General features: G+C 57.1%; 11 protein-coding genes. 8 read left to right on the top strand and 3 right to left on the bottom strand.

The annotated features are described in order from the left end of the window. Window positions 1-17: 17 nt before the first annotated feature. From AB6V08_RS23245 to AB6V08_RS14805, 3 genes are all read left to right on the top strand, one after another. A complete protein-coding gene (locus tag AB6V08_RS23245) occupies window positions 18-2123 on the top strand; it encodes an FG-GAP-like repeat-containing protein (RefSeq protein WP_439649886.1) in 2106 nt (701 codons plus the stop codon). Between the two features lie 177 nt (window positions 2124-2300). After that, a complete protein-coding gene (locus AB6V08_RS14810) occupies window positions 2301-4475 on the top strand; it encodes a type I secretion system permease/ATPase (protein ID WP_368543610.1) in 2175 nt (724 codons plus the stop codon). Further along, window positions 4472-5647: an HlyD family type I secretion periplasmic adaptor subunit gene (locus AB6V08_RS14805; protein WP_368543609.1), complete on the top strand. Its 1176-nt coding sequence runs from the start codon at window positions 4472-4474 to the stop codon at window positions 5645-5647. The genes AB6V08_RS14810 and AB6V08_RS14805 overlap by 4 nt, the downstream gene beginning before the upstream one ends. Window positions 5648-5679: 32 nt before the next feature. On the opposite strand, the gene AB6V08_RS14800 is transcribed toward AB6V08_RS14805, so the two are convergent. Beyond that, window positions 5680-6564, bottom strand: a complete 885-nt coding sequence (locus AB6V08_RS14800) for a MarR family transcriptional regulator (RefSeq protein WP_368543608.1) — start codon at window positions 6562-6564, stop codon at window positions 5680-5682. Between the two features lie 491 nt (window positions 6565-7055). On the opposite strand from AB6V08_RS14800, the gene AB6V08_RS14795 reads away from it, so the two are divergent. Next, window positions 7056-8513, top strand: coding sequence for an EAL domain-containing protein (locus tag AB6V08_RS14795; RefSeq protein WP_368543607.1), 1458 nt, complete (start codon window positions 7056-7058; stop codon window positions 8511-8513). A gap of 24 nt (window positions 8514-8537) precedes the next feature. Here the strand turns inward: AB6V08_RS14795 and msrA are convergent, their stop codons facing one another. Continuing rightward, window positions 8538-9179: a peptide-methionine (S)-S-oxide reductase MsrA gene (gene msrA, locus AB6V08_RS14790; protein ID WP_368543606.1), complete on the bottom strand. Its 642-nt coding sequence runs from the start codon at window positions 9177-9179 to the stop codon at window positions 8538-8540. Window positions 9180-9402: 223 nt separating this feature from the next. Between msrA and tamA the strand changes: the two genes are divergently transcribed. Genes tamA through AB6V08_RS14775 form a run of 3 tightly spaced genes read left to right on the top strand, consistent with a single transcriptional unit; the run spans window position 9403 to window position 15256 of the window. Then, window positions 9403-11136, top strand: a complete 1734-nt coding sequence (gene tamA, locus AB6V08_RS14785; RefSeq protein ID WP_368543605.1) for an autotransporter assembly complex protein TamA — start codon at window positions 9403-9405, stop codon at window positions 11134-11136. Beyond that, window positions 11133-14909, top strand: coding sequence for an autotransporter assembly complex protein TamB (gene tamB, locus AB6V08_RS14780; protein WP_368543604.1), 3777 nt, complete (start codon window positions 11133-11135; stop codon window positions 14907-14909). Before tamA ends, tamB begins: the two co-directional genes overlap by 4 nt. Before the next feature lie 2 nt (window positions 14910-14911). After that, window positions 14912-15256, top strand: a complete 345-nt coding sequence (locus tag AB6V08_RS14775) for a gamma-glutamylcyclotransferase (RefSeq protein ID WP_368543603.1) — start codon at window positions 14912-14914, stop codon at window positions 15254-15256. A gap of 230 nt (window positions 15257-15486) precedes the next feature. On the opposite strand, the gene ppa is transcribed toward AB6V08_RS14775, so the two are convergent. After that, window positions 15487-16017 (bottom strand): inorganic diphosphatase, encoded by a 531-nt coding sequence (gene ppa / locus AB6V08_RS14770; protein ID WP_010427397.1) that lies wholly within the window; start codon window positions 16015-16017, stop codon window positions 15487-15489. A 308-nt stretch (window positions 16018-16325) separates the two neighbouring features. Between ppa and ytfQ the strand changes: the two genes are divergently transcribed. Continuing rightward, window positions 16326-17282, top strand: a complete 957-nt coding sequence (gene ytfQ / locus AB6V08_RS14765; protein WP_368543602.1) for a galactofuranose ABC transporter substrate-binding protein YtfQ — start codon at window positions 16326-16328, stop codon at window positions 17280-17282. The last annotated feature ends 33 nt before the right edge of the window (window positions 17283-17315 follow it).

The raw sequence follows: 17315 nt of genomic DNA, 5'->3' as shown, positions 1-17315 counted from the left end.
CGAACGCCGCAAGCTACATGCTGGATTCGGACGGGCTGTGGACGGTCACGGCGAACCAGCAAATCGCCTCGGCGAATGCCGACAGCCGCAGCTCGTGGACGGTAGGAAGCAACTTTACGATGACGGGGAACTACACCTCCGGCACGTACGCGGATATCAACCGTGACGGCCTGAACGACATCCTGGCCGAAAGTACTAACTACAGCTACATGCAGCAGCTGATCAACAAAGGTGACGGCACCTATACCTCGACGGCGCTCAGCGGCTTTGGGGCACTGGTGTGGTACGGCGCGGTTGTGGCGATTGATATTCAGGGCGACGGCTACACCGACTTCGTGGTCGGCGATGCGGGCGGCCCGGACTCCAGCACCTTTATGCTCAACAACAACGGGACGCTGGTCGGCAGCTCGAAGGCCGGAACCTACGGCACCTTTGTGTCCGGCTCAACGGTGGGGAACTACAACAGCCTGATTGAAGTCTCCGGCGTCGACCTGAACAACGACGGCAAGGTGGATATCGCCCAGCACACGACGAACGGCAGCAACAACTTTGCGCTGTCGACGATGTTCAACCAGGGGAACGGCTCGTTTACCTGGGGGCAGAACTTCATCAACACCATGTACAGCGCCACCGGCTCCGGCGCGGCGACCGACGCCGTCAGCATGACCTGGGGCGACTTCAACGGTGACGGCTACATGGATCTGTACATGAGCATGTACCGCACCTCCAGCGGCACCAACCAGGGCGGCGTGCTGATGCTGAACGACGGCACCGGCAAGCTGCTGGCGGGCACCGCGGTGGGCACGGCGACCACGGACAAATTCTTCGGCAACGTCAGCGTGGCGGTGGACTGGAACATGGACGGCAAGATGGACATCATCAAGCTGGCCAACAGCGGGCAGTCCTGGCTCTACACCAACGACGGCATCGCGGGCTCGGCGAGCTTCACGGCGTCGAAGTTCAGCACCGCCACCGCCACCCAGGTATCCGGCGCGGCGCGGCTCGACTACGACTGGGACGGCGCGCAGGATCTGCTGATCTTCCGCCAGAACGGCAGCGTGATCCTGGAGCGCAACACCAACACCGTTGCGCCGGGTACGGCGATGCACCTGAAGATTGTCGACAGCGAAGGGATCAACGCCTTCTTTGGCAACACCGTTCAGCTGTACAACTCCGCGGGCAAGCTGGTGTCCAGCCAGATCCTGAACGCGCAGTCCGGGATGGGGATTAACGACTCTTCGTCGCTGATCAGCTTCTACGGCCTGGACGCCAATGAGACCTACCACGCGGTGCTGGTGCGGGCGACCAACGGTGTCTCCAGCAACGTCACCTGGAACGGGCTGGAAGCGGGCAACGGTAAGGAAGGCTACGTCCTGACCGCAGACGCCGCCACCGGCGGCCACGGCGGGACGATTGTCGGGACGGGCTATAACGACACCTTCGTCGCGGATGCGGGCACCTATACCTACAACGGCTCCGGCGGCTGGACGACAACGTCCGAGCACGATACCTGGAGCAGCACCGGCGGTATGGACGTGGTGGATTACATCAACGCCGGAACGGGAGTGACCGTGAACCTGGGGCTGACGACGGCGCAAAACACCGGCTTCAACACCTCGACGCTGGTGAATATTGAAGGGATTGCAGGCTCGAACCACGACGACGTGATCACCGGCAACAGCGGGAACAACCAGTTCGAAGGACGCGGCGGCAACGACATCTTCAACATCGGCAGCGGCGGTCACGACACGTTGCTCTACAAGCTGATCGACGCCTCCAGCGCCACCGGCGGCAACGGCAGCGACGTGGTCAACGGCTTTACCGTCGGCACCTGGGAAGGAACGGCGGACACCGACCGCATCGACCTGCGCGATCTGCTGACCGGCAGCGGCTATACCGGAAACGGGTCGGCGAGCTACGTCAACGGGGTGGCCACGCTGGACAGCGGCGCGGGCAATCTCAGCGACTATATTCGCGTGGTGCAAAACGGCAGTAACACCGAGATTCAGATTGACCGCGACGGAACGGGCAGCAGCTTCGACCCGACCACCGTGGTCACGCTGAACGGGGTGCAAACGGATCTGGCAACGCTGCTGGCGAACCATCAGCTGCTGGTGGTCTAGTCCACATGCCGCGGAGGGCAACCTCCGCGGTACTTTGCCGTTCTTTACAACACTTACAATAACCATATATATCATATGGTAATTTTTCGGTTGCGTTCGTGAACTGTTCAGTTTCGAACCATTCGAAAAGGATATCATTTCAGTGCGTGAATAACGCGCTGGACAGGAAGTAGCATTATGAAAACTCATCCGCTCTATGAGCCGTGGCTTCAGGCCATGATCATCGTCGCACGGCACTATCGTCTGGACTTCTCCGCGGAGCACGTCCGGGTCACGATCAATCACGAAAGCCACTCCCCGCGCCAGCAGGTGCTGGAGGATATGGCGCGCCAGCTTGGGCTGGGCATGCGGCTGGCTCCGGCGGACTCATCGCTACTCGACCCCTGGCGCCTGCCGCTGGTGGCCGAATTTACCGGCGGGCAAATCGCGGTGATTAACCGCATGGACAACGACGGCAACGTCAGCCTGCAGTTCAGCGGCGACGGCGGGCTTGAAACGGTGCTCACGCGCGAAGAGCTGGGCACGCGCCTGAAGGGGCTGCTGGTGCTGCGTCCTCTGGAATCCACGCCGGACGCGCGCGTGGACGACTACATCAAACCCTACGAGAAAAACTGGTTCTGGCAGCTGGCGCTCAAGGACTGGCGACGCTATAGCGACATCATGCTGGTGGCGCTGGTCGCCAACGTGCTGGCGCTTTCCGGGATGATCTTCTCCATGCAGGTGTATGACCGCGTGGTGCCCTCGCAGTCCGAAGCGACGCTGTGGGTGCTGTTCGGCGGCGTGATGGTCGCCATCCTGTTTGAGTTCATCATGCGCATGCTGCGGGTACACATTTCTGACGTTATCGGCAAGCGCGCCGACCTGCGCATCTCCGAGCGCGTGTTTGCCCACGCGTTGCGAATCAAAAACGGCGCGCGTTCGAAATCGACCGGGTCGTTCATCGCCCAGATCCGCGAGCTGGAGTCGGTGCGCGAGCTGATCACCTCCACCACCATCGCGGCGATTTCCGACGTGCCGTTCTTCCTGCTGTTCGTCTTTATCCTTTGGATGATCGGCGGCCCGCTGGTGCTGGTGGTACTGCTGGCGGTGCCGCTGCTGCTGATCCCCGGCCTGCTGGTGCAGCGCCCGCTGGGGCGGCTCTCCAGCGAAGGGATGCGCGAGTCTGCCATCCGAAACGCGACGCTGGTGGAAGCGGTGCAGGGCATTGAAGACATCAAGCTGATGCGCGCGGAGCAGCGTTTTCAGAACCAGTGGAACAACACCAACGACGTGGCGGCAAGCGTGGGCATGAAGCAGCGCTGGCTGACCGGGATGCTGCTGACCTGGACCCAGGAAGTGCAGTCTATCGTCTACGCGGTGGTGCTGCTGGTCGGCTGTTATCTGGTTATCAGCGGCGATATGACCACCGGTGCGCTGGTGGGGACGTCGATTCTGGCCTCGCGCACCATCGCGCCGCTGGCGCAAATCTCCGGCGTGCTCTCACGCTGGCAGTCGGCGAAGGTGGCGCGCAAGGGGCTGGACGATCTGATGCAGCGCCCGATCGACGACCCGCAGCACGGCAAAAAGGTGCACAAATCGCACCTGCACGGCCGCTACGCCCTGGAAGACGTCGGCTTTTACTACGACGACGAAGAGAAGCTGAACGTGCTCAATATTGCCCGCCTGAACATCAACGCCGGGGAGCGCATTGCGGTGCTGGGGCGTAACGGCTCCGGCAAAAGCACGCTGCTGCAGCTGCTGGCCGGCATGCAGGAGCCGCAGCAGGGCTCGATCCTGCTTGACGATATCGCCCTTAACCATCTTGACCCGGCGGATCTGCGCCGGGATATGCAGCTCCTGAGCCAGCAGGCGCGGCTGTTCTTTGGCTCGGTGCGCGACAATATCGTGATGGGCAATCCGCTGGCGACCGACGAGGAGATCCATCTGGCGCTGACGGTGAGCGGCGCGCTGGACTTTGTGCGCAAGCAGAAGATGGGGCTCAACTACACCATCAGCGAAGGCGGGGCCGGGCTGTCCGGCGGGCAGCGGCAGGCGCTGCTGCTGGCGCGCGCGCTGATCGCCTCGCCCAATATTTTGCTGCTGGATGAACCCACGGCGTGGCTCGACGAGGTGAGCGAGAAGCAGTTTATTCAGCATATGAAAGGCTGGCTCGGGAAAAACCGCACGCTGGTGGTGGCAACCCATCGCCTGCCGATCCTCGAGCTGGTCGACCGCATCATCGTGCTGGATAACGGCAAGATTGTGATGGACGGCCCGCGCGACGCCATTCTGCGCGACCACGGCATGGCGCCGATGAAGGCCGCGCCGCAGCGCACGGTGACGATGAAGCCGAAACAGGAGGCCACGGCATGAGCGACCTGACCCGCTATAACAGCCGCCTTCAGGAGCCTAAGCTTCCGAGATCTACGCTGGTGGCGTGGAGCCTTTTCGCCCTGCTGGCGGTCTTTATCGCCTGGGCGAGCCTGTTCCAGCTGGACGAAGTGACCACCGGCAGCGGCAAGGTGGTTCCCTCTTCGCACGAGCAGGTTATTCAGTCCCTCGAGGGCGGTATCATCCATAAGCTGCTGGTTCGCGAAGGGGATATCGTCGAGCGCGGGCAGCAGCTCGCCCAGCTGGATCGCACCAAGACGGAGTCCAGCGTGCTGGAGAGCGAATCGCGCCTCAACGCGGCGATGGCAACGGCGGCGCGGCTGAGCGCCGAAGTGAACGACACGCCGCTGGTGTTTCCCGCCGAGCTGGACGACGACGTGGAGCTGGTGAAGCAGGAAACCGCCCTGTATAACTCGCGTCGCGACAGCCTGGAAAAAGGGATGGCCGGGCTTCGTCAGGGCGCGGCGCTCGTTCAGCGTGAACTCTCGCTGACCCAGCCGCTGGTGAAGCAGGGCGCCGCCAGCAGCGTGGAGGTCCTGCGTCTTCAGCGTCAGAAAAACGAGCTGGAGAACAAAATGACCGAGATGCAAAACCAGTACTACGTTCGCGCCCGGGAAGAGCTGGCGAAAGCCAACGCGGAAATCGAAGCGCAGCGTTCGGTGATGAAAGGGCGGGAGGACTCGCTGACTCGCCTCACCTTTAACGCACCGGTTCGGGGGATCGTCAAGGATATCGACGTCACTACCGTGGGCGGCGTTATTCCGCCAAACGGCAAGCTGATGACGCTGGTGCCGCTGGACGATCAGATGGTTATTGAAGCCAAAATTTCGCCGCGCGACGTCGCCTTTATTCATCCGGGGCAGCGGGCGCTGGTGAAAATTACCGCCTATGACTATTCCATCTACGGCGGGCTGGACGGCGAAGTGACCATGATCTCACCGGATACTATTCAGGACGAGGTCAAACGAGATATTTACTATTACCGCGTTTATATCCGCACCAGCGATAACCACCTGACCAACAGGCAGGGCAAAACATTCCCTATTTTTCCGGGAATGATTGCCACGGTAGATATTAAGACGGGCGATAAAACCATTCTTGACTATCTGCTGAAGCCGCTCAATAAAGCCAAAGAAGCGCTCCGCGAACGATAGGCCTGTAGCGATCGGTTTCCCGATCGCTACGGTTATTTCTGTAACTGTGCTACCTGGGGCTGTCGTCGTTCTACCGGATGAATATTCAGGTAGTGGGTGACATAGGCAAAATAGAGCCCCGCGTAGTTTTCAACCAGGTCGATAAAGCTCTGGCGAACGTCGAGCGTACCGTCACCGCGATCTTTAAAATAGCCCGCCTCTTCGGCGGTTTTAATGATGCGATGAACGTGAATGCGCGAAACAAAAAACTCTTTTGCCAGCACACTCGCTGAATAGTCAATAATCGCCCCGCGCGAACTGAGATGCTTTCTCGCCTTGAGATAGAGATACAGCATAATCATTCTTCCGCCGTCTTTTTCGATAAATAACCCGACTTCAGGGAATATCTTTTTGAACGTTACGCCGCGAAAAAGATACTCCGCCGCGCGGCGGAAAAAATTGTGCCGCAGGGTGTCATTATCGAGAAGGTCAAGGTTGATATTGTTGTCCGGGAAAAGATGCTTGACGGGTAAAAACGCCCCCGCCATATATCGCTTGAGTTCATCGAGCCCCTTCTGCGTGGGTTCGATTAACACTTTTCGTCGGTCGTCTTCGCTGCGCCAGGTTTTAATACGGTGCGTGGTTTTCAATAATGTAATGATGGCGATGACGCTGTTCGGGCTGGCAATACCGTAGCGTGAACACAGCGTCTTGATCTCCGACACGGATGACGCCTGGTTTCCAAACACGAAGCAACACATAGAAAGGACAATATTAAAACGCGATTCCTGGAGCATGACTTTATAAAAAAGAGGCTGTTTTTTATATATGGCATCGTTGATGTCAAAGTGTTCTTTTATCGCTTCATGGAAGCGGAGATTCTTTTTTATGAAGTTTCTTCGATGCAGGAGTGCATCAATGGAAACATGTATATCCATAAATTGCCTTGTTGAAATAAAATGAGGTGTTTTGTGTATTTGCTCAGCTTATAAATCCAAAAATTATTATACACGTAATAAATGATACTTACGCTCGACTTTACCGAATTATAAGCTTTGTTGCGCTTTAGCGCATTTTTTTTACACCTTGTAGCCTCTCTTTTGTTGCGCTTTTTAGGGGCAGGATAAAATTACGTTAATCACAGGCGGAAATCAGCGCAAAAATGCACAGACATAACCCTGATAGCTGTGTTGGTTTTTATTTCTTTTTATTATAAAGAATGAATTAAATGGTGTTTATGCGTGCTTTTTGTTTGATGTTATATGGCTCTGGAGTAATAGTTTTGCTACCATTTTGTTAGCAGGGTGGGATAAGCCTTCGACATCCTCATTATAAAAATATAACGCACTACTCCTGAGTGGGTATTTTATTTATCTGTAATTACGCTCAGGTCTATTTCTTTTGTACGCATGCACGACAGGAAAGATATATGGACAGGACTTCAACGCACAAAATGGTCTCCGTTATTTCAGGCTGCAATTTTGCTTTTGCCGGCTTAGCGGGGTTGCTTAAACGGGAAAATATTGTCATCCACCGCGTATCTTACGATGTCGAAGAGGCCTCAAACGATGCATTTATGGTATCGCATCATGACTCAATGACCCGGCTGTTTGTTTTCTTCCACAGCGGTATAGGAAATGTGCTCGAAGCATTAAAAAAGACCGTTGAGATAATCAATAATAGCGGAAGAAATATTGAGGTCGTTGCGTTTGGTCAGGAGTCGACGAGCTGGCTGTACAGAATGTTCGCCTCGCTTGTTGCTGACAAAAAGAAATTAAAAAAGATTTACGTTATGCCCTGTAAAACCAGGAAAGAGAGTATTTCCTCTGATGACTTCGTTCTGCTTGAGCCGGTGGCTATTAAGGAAGAATTACATCAAGGATATATTTTTGAAGGGCTAACGCCGCGAGAGCTGGACGCGGCAATTTATTTCTTGCGGGGGTTAACCGTTAAGCAGCAATCTCTGCGTGACGGCATCTCGATTAAAACGATCTATATTCACCGGCAGAAGGCGTTGCAAAAGCTGCAGCCCGCCATGCACTGCGTTAGCGGCGTGCCGGGTAAGCAAAATCCCCCGTGTCCGGCGCAGACGCCCGTTGCCCATGAGCTGATTTTAACGGACGAGGATGTCGCAAAAGCGATTGAAAAAAATGAAGTTTTTCCCGTCTATCAGGCGATAGTCGATCGCCAGATGCGGGTGGTGGGCTTTGAGATTTTGCTGCGCTGGCAGCACGGCAACGCGCTGCTGATGCCGTGCGATTTTCTGCACAATTTACGCAGCCGCTATATTTGGCTGAAGCTGACGGCTATTGTCATTAATGCCGCAGTCCACGCCGTCAATAAATATCAAGGGGCATATTACTTTGCCGTCAATATTCCCGCCGTGCTTGCGTCAGGCAATGCGCTGCCGCGAATGGCAAAAAAGGCGCTTGAGCTACTGCACAACCCCGCGTGGGCAGAAAAATTGGTTTTCGAATTTGCAGAAAATATCGATATCACGCAGGACAAAGATATCGTTAATACCATGGCGCGGATAAAAGAAACCGGCTGCAAGCTCTATCTTGACGACTGCTTCTCGCGGGATCACGTGATGTTCCCGGTCAGGCAAATTCATTTTGACGGCCTGAAGCTGGATAAAGATCTGATCGACAAGTTCACCGCGAGCGAAACCGACTCCAGCCTGATAAAAGCGCTGATCTACTTTAGCCAGATGACGGGGTGCGCCTGCGTGGCCGAAGGCGTGGACAGCCAGGCGAAGTTTGCCGCGCTGGCCGAGATGGGCGTCAACCGTTTTCAGGGCTTCCTGTTCTCGCCTCCGGTAGAGGAAGCGCGCCTGAACGATATACTCCAGCGGTTTAACGCGGTTACGCCCAGCCAGAAAAGCTAGCGGATCCTCCCTGATCCTGCGCTCTTACGCCAGCTGCGGCGGCAGGCAGACGCCGATTCCGCCGATGCCGCAGTAGCCGTACGGATTTTTGTGCAGATACTGCTGGTGATCGTCTTCGGCGTAGTAGAACGGCTTCGCGTTGGCGATTTCCGTGGTCACCTGACGATCGTCACCCGCCGCGCGCATGGCGTCCTGGAAGCGTTGCAGGCTGGCGCGGGCGGCGGCGTCCTGCTCCGGCGTCAGCGGATAGATTGCCGAGCGGTACTGGGTGCCGTGGTCGTTACCCTGACGCATCCCCTGCGCCGGGTCGTGATTTTCCCAGAACACCTGCAGCAGCTGCTCGTAGCTGATGACCGCAGGATCGTAAACCACGCGCACCGCTTCGGCGTGGCCCGTCTGGCCTGAGCACACTTCGCGGTAGGTGGGATTTGGCGTGTAACCGCCGGTATACCCTGCTGCGGTGCTGTAAACGCCGGGCAGCTGCCAGAACAGGCGCTCCACTCCCCAGAAGCAGCCCATCGCAAAAAGGGCGATCTCCATCCCATCCGGAACATTTGTCATGGAATGATTGTTTACAGCGTGTAAAGTCGCTACGGGCATAGGCGTGTTGCGTCCCGGTAATGCATCTGCTTGTGAAACAAGATGCTTTTTGTCGAATAAACTCACGGTAGGGCCTCCGGGCAGCGATGTTTCGGTTAAGGTTGTCATGACGCGTTTAATTGAACACAATAAATACGCTGAATGAGACTAGATTTAATCATAAGAAATATTTGGGTGTTTAACCCTTTTTCAACCCGAAAATTGGGTTTTGGGCTGTAAAGCCGTATGGGGCCGCGGAGCGGCACATCATTTGCTTCCAGGGTGGAAACAAGGATATTCAGGAGAAAACGTGCCAAAGATCCGCCAGTTATGTTTGGTCAGTTTATTACTGACAAGCGGAGTCGCCAGCGCGGCGAATGTCCGTTTGCAGGTTGAAGGGTTATCCGGGGCGCTGGAAAAAAACGTACGTGCGCAGCTGTCGACGATCCAGAGTGATGAAGTCACGCCGGATCGGCGTTTTCGCGCGCGCGTAGATGACGCGATCCGCGAAGGGTTGAAAGCATTAGGCTACTACGAACCGACTATCGATTTTGATTTGCGCCCGCCTCCGGCCAAGGGGCGACAGGTGCTGATTGCCCGCGTATCGCCGGGTGAACCGGTATTGATTGGCGGCACCGACGTTGTGCTGCGCGGCGGTGCGCGCACCGACAGCGACTTTCTCGAGCTGCTCAGCACGCGCCCGAAAATCGGCACGGTGCTCAACCACGGCGATTACGACCATTTTAAAAAAAGCCTGACTACCGTTTCCCTGCGCAAGGGCTACTTCGACAGCCAGTTCACCAAAAGCCAGCTCGGGGTTTCTCTCGAGCGGCGTCAGGCCTTCTGGGATATCGACTATGACAGCGGCGAGCGTTACCGCTTCGGCGATGTGACCTTCGAAGGCTCGCAGATTCGCGAAGAATATCTGCAAAACCTGATCCCGTTTAAGAAGGGCGATTACTACCAGTCCCGCGATCTGGCGGAGCTTAACCGCCGCCTGTCGGCGACCGGCTGGTTTAACTCGGTGGTCGTGGCGCCAGAGTTCGAAAAATCCCGCAAGACCAAGGTGTTGCCGCTGCACGGCGTTGTGTCGCCGCGCACCGAGAACACCATTGAGACCGGTGTCGGCTATTCCACCGACGTCGGCCCGCGGGTGAAGGCGACCTGGAAAAAGCCGTGGATAAACTCCTACGGCCATAGCCTGACCACCAGCGCCAGTATCTCCGCGCCCGAGCAGCAGCTTGATTTCAGCTATAAAATGCCGCTGCTGAAAAACCCGCTGGAGCAATATTATCTGCTGCAGGGCGGCTTCAAGCGTACCGATTTGAACGACACCGAGCAGGACTCCACCACGCTCGCCGTGTCCCGCTACTGGGATCTGAGCAGCGGCTGGCAGCGCGCCATCAACCTGCGCTGGAGCCTCGACCACTTTACCCAGGCCAACGTCACCAACACCACCATGCTGCTCTATCCGGGCGTGATGATCAGCCGCACCCGCTCGCGCGGCGGCCTGATGCCGGTCTGGGGCGATTCCCAGCGCTACTCCATTGATTACTCCAACACGATGTGGGGCTCGGACGTCGACTTCACCGTGATGCAGGCGCAAAACGTCTGGATCCGCACGCTCTACGACAAACACCGCTTTGTGATGCGCGGCAACCTCGGCTGGATTGAAACCGGCGATTTCGACAAAGTGCCGCCGGACCTGCGCTTCTTCGCCGGGGGCGATCGCAGTATTCGCGGCTACAAATATAAATCCATCTCGCCTGAAAACGAGAAAGGGCAGCTTACGGGCGCGTCCAAGCTGGCGACCGGCTCGCTTGAGTATCAGTACAACGTGAGCGGCAAATGGTGGGGCGCGATGTTTGTCGACGGCGGCGAGGCGGTGAACGATATCCGCAAAAGCGACTTTAAAACCGGCGCGGGCGTCGGCGTGCGCTGGCAGTCTCCGGTCGGGCCTATCAAGCTCGATTTTGCCGTTCCGGTGGGGGACAAAGACGAACACGGTTTACAGTTTTACATCGGTCTGGGGCCTGAATTATGAGTTTATGGAAGAAGATAAGCCTCGGGGTGCTGATTTTTATCGTGCTGTTGCTCGGCACGGTGGCGTTTCTGGTGGGGACTACCACCGGCCTGCATCTGCTGTTTAACGCCGCCAACCGCTGGGTTCCGGGTCTGGAGATCGGCCAGGTCACGGGCGGCTGGCGCGATCTGCGCGTAAAGAACATTCGCTACGAGCAGCCCGGCGTGGCGGTTAACGCCGGGGAATTCCACCTGGCGGTGAAGCTCGGCTGCCTGCGCGACAGCAAGCTCTGCGTGAACGATCTGTCGTTAAAAGATGTAAACGTGGCGATAGATTCGAAGAAAATGCCGAAGTCTGAGCCGGTAGAAGAAACGGACAGCGGCCCGCTTAATCTCTCCACGCCGTACCCGATCGCGCTCTACCGGGTGGCGCTGGATAACGTCAATATCAAAATCGACGACACCACCGTGTCGGTGATGGATTTCACCTCCGGCCTGCGCTGGCAGGAGAAAAACCTCACCCTGACGCCAACCTCCCTGCAGGGGCTGCTGATTGCCCTGCCGAAAGTGGCGAAAGTGGCGCAGGAAGAGATTGTCGAACCGAAAATTCAAAACCCGCAGCCGGAAGAGAAGCCGCTCGGCGAAACCCTGAAAGATCTGTTCTCAAAGCCGGTGCTGCCGGAAATGACCGACGTGCATCTGCCGCTGAACCTTAATATTGAAGAGTTTAAGGGCGAACAGCTGCGTCTGACGGGCGACACCGACCTGACGGTCTTCAACATGCTGCTTAAGGTCAGCAGTATCGACGGCAGCATGAAGCTCGACGCCTTGGATATCGACACCAACCAGGGCTCGGTAAATGCCACCGGGAACGCGCTGCTGCGCGACAATTGGCCGGTGGATATCACCCTGAACAGCGCCCTGAACATCGACCCGCTCAAGGGCGAGAAGGTGAAGGTTAAAGTGGGCGGCGCGCTGCGCGAGAAGCTGGAGTTTGGCGTGAACCTCTCCGGCCCGGTGGACATGGTGCTGCGCGGGCAAACGCAGCTGGCGGAGGCGGGCTTACCGCTCAATCTGGAGATTGTCAGCCAGCAGCTCTACTGGCCGTTTACCGGCGAAAAGCAGTTCCAGGCCGATGACCTGAAGCTCAAGCTGAGCGGCAAAATGACCGACTATACGCTGTCGTTCCGCACCGCCGTGAAGGGGCAGGGCGTGCCGCCTGCGAACATTACCCTGGACGCGAAGGGTAACGAACAGCAGGTGAACCTCGACAAGCTGACGGTGGCGGCGCTGGAAGGCAAAACCGAGCTGACCGCGCTGCTCGACTGGCAGCAGGCGATCAGCTGGCGCGGCGAGCTGAAGCTTACGGGCATCAACACCGCTAAAGAGGTGCCGGACTGGCCGTCGAAGCTCGATGGCCTGATCAAGACCCGCGGCAGCCTGTACGGCGGGAGCTGGCAGATGGACGTGCCGGAGCTCAAAATCACCGGCAACGTGAAGCAAAACAAGGTCAACGTTGAAGGCTCGCTGAAGGGCAACAGCTATCTGCAGTGGATCATTCCGGGGCTGCACGTGGCGCTGGGGCGCAACACCGCCGATATCAAAGGCGAGCTGGGGGTGAAAGATCTCAATCTGGACGCCACCATCGACGCGCCGAATCTGGATAACGCGCTGCCGGGGCTCGGCGGCACGGCGAAGGGGCTGGTGAAGGTGCGCGGTACGGTGGAGGCGCCGCAGCTGCTGGCGGATATCACCGCCAACGGCCTGCGCTGGCAGGAGCTCTCTATCGCCCGCGTGCGGGTGGAGGGGGATGTGAAATCCACCGACCAGATTGGCGGCAGCCTGAACCTGCGCGTGGAGCGTATTTCCCAGCCGGACGTGAACATCAGCCTGGTGACGCTGGCGGCCAAAGGCAACGAGAAGCAGCACGACCTGCAGCTGAACGTGCAGGGCGAGCCGGTCTCCGGGCAACTGCATCTGAAGGGCAGCTTCGACCGTAAAGAGGAGCGCTGGAAAGGGACGCTGGATAACACCCGCTTCAACACCCCGGTCGGGCCGCTGGCGCTGTCGCGCGCTATCGCGCTGGACTACCGCAACGCCGAGCAGAAAATCAGCATCGGACCGCACTGCTGGACGAACCCGAACGCCGAGCTGTGCGTGCCGCAGACCATTGACGCGGGCGCGGAAGGGCGGGCGCAGGTCAACCTCAACCGCTTCGACCTGGCGATGCTGAAACCCTTTATGCCGGACACCACGCAGGCCAGCGGCGTGTTTAGCGGGAAAGCGGACGTGGCCTGGGACACCACCAAAGAGGGGTTGCCGCAGGGTAGCGTGACCCTCTCCGGGCGCAACGTGAAGGTCACGCAGGAGGTAAACGACGCGCCGCTGGCCGTCGCTTTCGATACCCTGAACCTGAACGCCGATCTGCATAACAACCGCGCCGAGGTGGGTTGGCTTATCCGCCTGACCAACAACGGCCAGTTCGACGGCAAGGTGCAGATTACCGATCCGCAGGGGAAACGAAATCTCGGCGGTAACGTTAATCTGCGCAACTTCAACCTCGCCATGGCGAACGCCATCTTCTCGCGCGGGGAAAAAGCGGCGGGGATGCTGAACGCCAACCTGCGCCTGGCGGGCGATGCGCAAAGTCCGCAGATTTTCGGCCAGATGCAGCTTAACGGCGTGGATATCGACGGGAACTTTATGCCGTTCGATATGCAGCCAAGCCAGATTGCGATGAACTTCAACGGCATGAGCTCCACCCTGGCCGGGGTGGTGCGCACGCAGCAGGGGCAAATCAACCTCAGCGGCGACGCCGACTGGAGCCAGATAGACAACTGGCGCGCGCGCATTGCCGCGAAGGGCAGCAAGGTGCGCATTACCGTGCCGCCGATGGTGCGTCTGGACGTATCGCCCGACGTGGTGTTTGAAGCCACGCCGAGCCTGTTTACGCTGGACGGACGCGTGGACGTGCCGTGGGCGCGCATCGTGGTGCACGACGTGCCGGAAAGCGCGGTAGGGGTCTCCAGTGATGAAGTTATGCTCAACGAAAATCTGAAACCTGTCGAACAGAAGAGCGCTGGCATCCCGATCAATAGTAATCTTATCGTGCACGTGGGAAATAACGTGCGCCTCGAGGCATTTGGGCTGAAGGCGAGACTAACGGGTGATTTGAAAGTCGCGCAGGATAAACAAGGGCTTGGCCTCAACGGGCAGATCAATATTCCTGAAGGGCGCTTCCACGCCTACGGTCAGGATCTGATTGTGCGTAAGGGCGAGCTGCTGTTCTCCGGCCCGCCGGACCAGCCGCTGCTGAATATCGAAGCCATCCGTAACCCTGAAGCCACGGAAGACGATGTGATCGCCGGCGTGCGCGTGACCGGCACCGCCGACGAACCGAAGGCGGAAATCTTCTCCGACCCGGCAATGTCGCAGCAGGACGCCCTCTCTTATCTGCTGCGTGGGCAGGGGCTGGAGAGCGGTCAAAGCGATAGTGCCGCGATGACGTCAATGTTAGTCGGTCTGGGGGTTGCACAAAGTGGTCAGGTTGTGGGTAAAATCGGCGAGACCTTTGGCGTAAGCAATCTTGCGCTGGATACCCAGGGCGTTGGTGACTCTTCGCAGGTGGTGGTCAGCGGCTATGTACTGCCGGGTCTGCAGGTGAAATATGGTGTGGGGATCTTTGACTCACTCGCCACGCTCACGTTACGTTATCGCCTGATGCCTAAGCTATATCTGGAAGCAGTGTCCGGCGTAGACCAGGCACTGGATTTGCTCTATCAGTTTGAGTTTTAGCAATGCGAATATTTGTTTACGGCAGTTTACGAACCAAGCAAGGCAACAGTCACTGGATGACGAACGCCCAGCTGCTGGGTAATTACAATATCGAGAACTACCAGTTGTACAGTCTGGGCCACTATCCAGGCGCGGTTCCGGGGAACGGAACGGTACAGGGTGAGGTTTATCGAATTGATAATGCCACGCTTGCCGAACTTGATGCCCTGCGCACCAGGAACGGTGAATACGCTCGCCAGTTGATCCAGACGCCGTACGGAAGTGCATGGATGTACGTGTACCAACGTCCGGTAGAGGGATTAACGCTGATTGAAAGCGGTAACTGGTTAGACCGAGACCAGTACTGATATGAACAACGCCACCGAAAGGTGGCGTTGTTTTTTTATGCCTTTTGCCGGGTGGCGCTGCGCTTACCCGGCCTACAATCCACAATAATATTAAGAATAATGCACTATTTATTGTAGGCCCGTGCAAGCGTAGCGCCGCCGGGCGATACTTCCCGATCGCACGTAGTCACCAGGATTAAAAGACATAAAAAAGCCCCGACCAGCGGGGCTTAATCATTCGGCGATAAGAATTACTTCTTAGCAGCACGTTCGAAAGAGGCGATGATCTCCGCTTTCGCCGCTTCTGCGTTGTCCCAACCATCAACTTTAACCCACTTGCCTTTTTCGAGGTCTTTGTAGTGCTCGAAGAAGTGAGTGATCTGCGCTTTCAGCAGCTCTGGCAGGTCGTTCACATCTTTAATGTGATCGTACTCTTTGCTCAGCTTGGTGTGCGGAACCGCAACCAATTTCGCATCTTCACCGGATTCGTCGGTCATTTTCAGCACGCCAACTGGACGGCAGCGGATCACTGAGCCTGGCTCCAGCGGGTATGGCGTTGGGACCAGTACGTCAACCGGGTCACCGTCCAGAGACAGGGTGTGGTTGATGTAGCCGTAGTTGCATGGGTAGAACATCGCGGTAGACATGAAACGGTCAACGAACAGTGCGCCGCTCTCTTTGTCCACTTCGTATTTGATTGGATCTGCGTTAGCCGGGATTTCGATAACAACGTAGATGTCTTCTGGCAGTTCTTTACCCGCAGGGACGTTGAGTAAGCTCATGTCTGTGTCCTTCAAAATGGATGGTAAACAAGTGGCGAGTATTATAGCCAACTCGCGCTGAATGTCTTCGCTTGTTTTCGCCATTGCCCGCCGTCGTTTGCCCTTTTCAGCCTCTTCCGATGACAGAAAAATCCATAAACTCAGCCGCATTTTAAATGCGGAAATGAAAGCGATTACAAACTTGTGATTAACGTTTCATTCACTTTTCCGAAGTGTGATGTAACGCAATCCGTTACATCTCGCATTGTCTATAGTTTTTTCGCGAACACCTTTTAACCAACAATAAACACCCCTACGAGGACGTTCATATGTGGAAGCGCTTACTTCTTGTCACAGCAGTTTCGGCAGCCATGTCGTCTATGGCGATCGCTGCACCATTAACCGTAGGATTCTCACAGGTCGGCTCTGAGTCCGGCTGGCGCGCTGCAGAGACCAACGTTGCGAAAAGCGAAGCCCAGAAGCGCGGCATCACGCTGAAAATCGCCGACGGCCAGCAGAAGCAGGAGAATCAGATCAAAGCCGTGCGTTCCTTCATCGCCCAGGGCGTTGACGCCATCTTCATTGCCCCGGTGGTTGCCACGGGCTGGGAGCCGGTGCTGAAGGAAGCCAAAGACGCTGAAATTCCGGTCTTCCTGCTCGATCGTTCCATCGATGTAAAAGACAAATCTCTCTATATGACCACCGTCACCGCCAACAACGTTCTTGAAGGGCAATTGATCGGCGACTGGCTGGTGAAACAGGTGGATGGCAAGCCGTGTAACGTGGTTGAGCTGCAGGGCACCGTGGGCGCGAGCGTGGCGATCGACCGTAAGAAAGGCTTCGCCGAGGCGATTGCCAAAGCGCCAAACATCAAGATTATCCGCTCCCAGTCCGGCGACTTCACCCGCAGCAAGGGTAAAGAGGTCATGGAGAGCTTTATCAAAGCAGAAAACAACGGCAAGAACATCTGCATGGTTTACGCCCATAACGATGACATGGTCATCGGTGCGATTCAGGCCATTAAAGAAGCAGGCCTGAAGCCGGGCAAAGATATCCTGACCGGCTCCATCGACGGCGTGCCTGACATCTACAAAGCGATGATCGACGGGGAAGCCAACGCCAGCGTGGAGCTGACGCCAAACATGGCCGGCCCGGCCTTCGACGCGCTGGAGAAATTCAAGAAAGACGGCACGATGCCTGAGAAAGTGACGGTCACCAAATCCATCCTCTACCTGCCGGATACGGCGAAAGAAGAGTTAGAGAAGAAGAAAAACATGGGCTATTAAGGCCGCCTCTCCCCCCTCACCCTGACCCTCTCC

This window comes from Enterobacter soli (assembly GCF_964208575.1).
Taxonomy (GTDB): domain Bacteria; phylum Pseudomonadota; class Gammaproteobacteria; order Enterobacterales; family Enterobacteriaceae; genus Enterobacter; species Enterobacter soli_A.
Note: the sequence above shows the minus strand (reverse complement) of the source record. Positions and strands in the feature narration are given on the sequence as shown.

What these genes read in the sequence shown, in the direction of transcription:
- ytfQ (WP_368543602.1), top strand. Translation starts at nt 16,326, where the DNA reads ATGTGGAAGCGCTTACTTCTTGTCACAGCAGTTTCGGCAGCCATGTCG.
- tamB (WP_368543604.1), top strand. Translation starts at nt 11,133, where the DNA reads ATGAGTTTATGGAAGAAGATAAGCCTCGGGGTGCTGATTTTTATCGTG.
- AB6V08_RS14775 (WP_368543603.1), top strand. Translation starts at nt 14,912, where the DNA reads ATGCGAATATTTGTTTACGGCAGTTTACGAACCAAGCAAGGCAACAGT.
- AB6V08_RS14810 (WP_368543610.1), top strand. Translation starts at nt 2,301, where the DNA reads ATGAAAACTCATCCGCTCTATGAGCCGTGGCTTCAGGCCATGATCATC.
- ppa (WP_010427397.1), bottom strand. Translation starts at nt 16,017, where the DNA reads ATGAGCTTACTCAACGTCCCTGCGGGTAAAGAACTGCCAGAAGACATC.
- AB6V08_RS14805 (WP_368543609.1), top strand. Translation starts at nt 4,472, where the DNA reads ATGAGCGACCTGACCCGCTATAACAGCCGCCTTCAGGAGCCTAAGCTT.
- AB6V08_RS23245 (WP_439649886.1), top strand. Translation starts at nt 18, where the DNA reads ATGCTGGATTCGGACGGGCTGTGGACGGTCACGGCGAACCAGCAAATC.
- AB6V08_RS14795 (WP_368543607.1), top strand. Translation starts at nt 7,056, where the DNA reads ATGGACAGGACTTCAACGCACAAAATGGTCTCCGTTATTTCAGGCTGC.
- AB6V08_RS14800 (WP_368543608.1), bottom strand. Translation starts at nt 6,564, where the DNA reads ATGGATATACATGTTTCCATTGATGCACTCCTGCATCGAAGAAACTTC.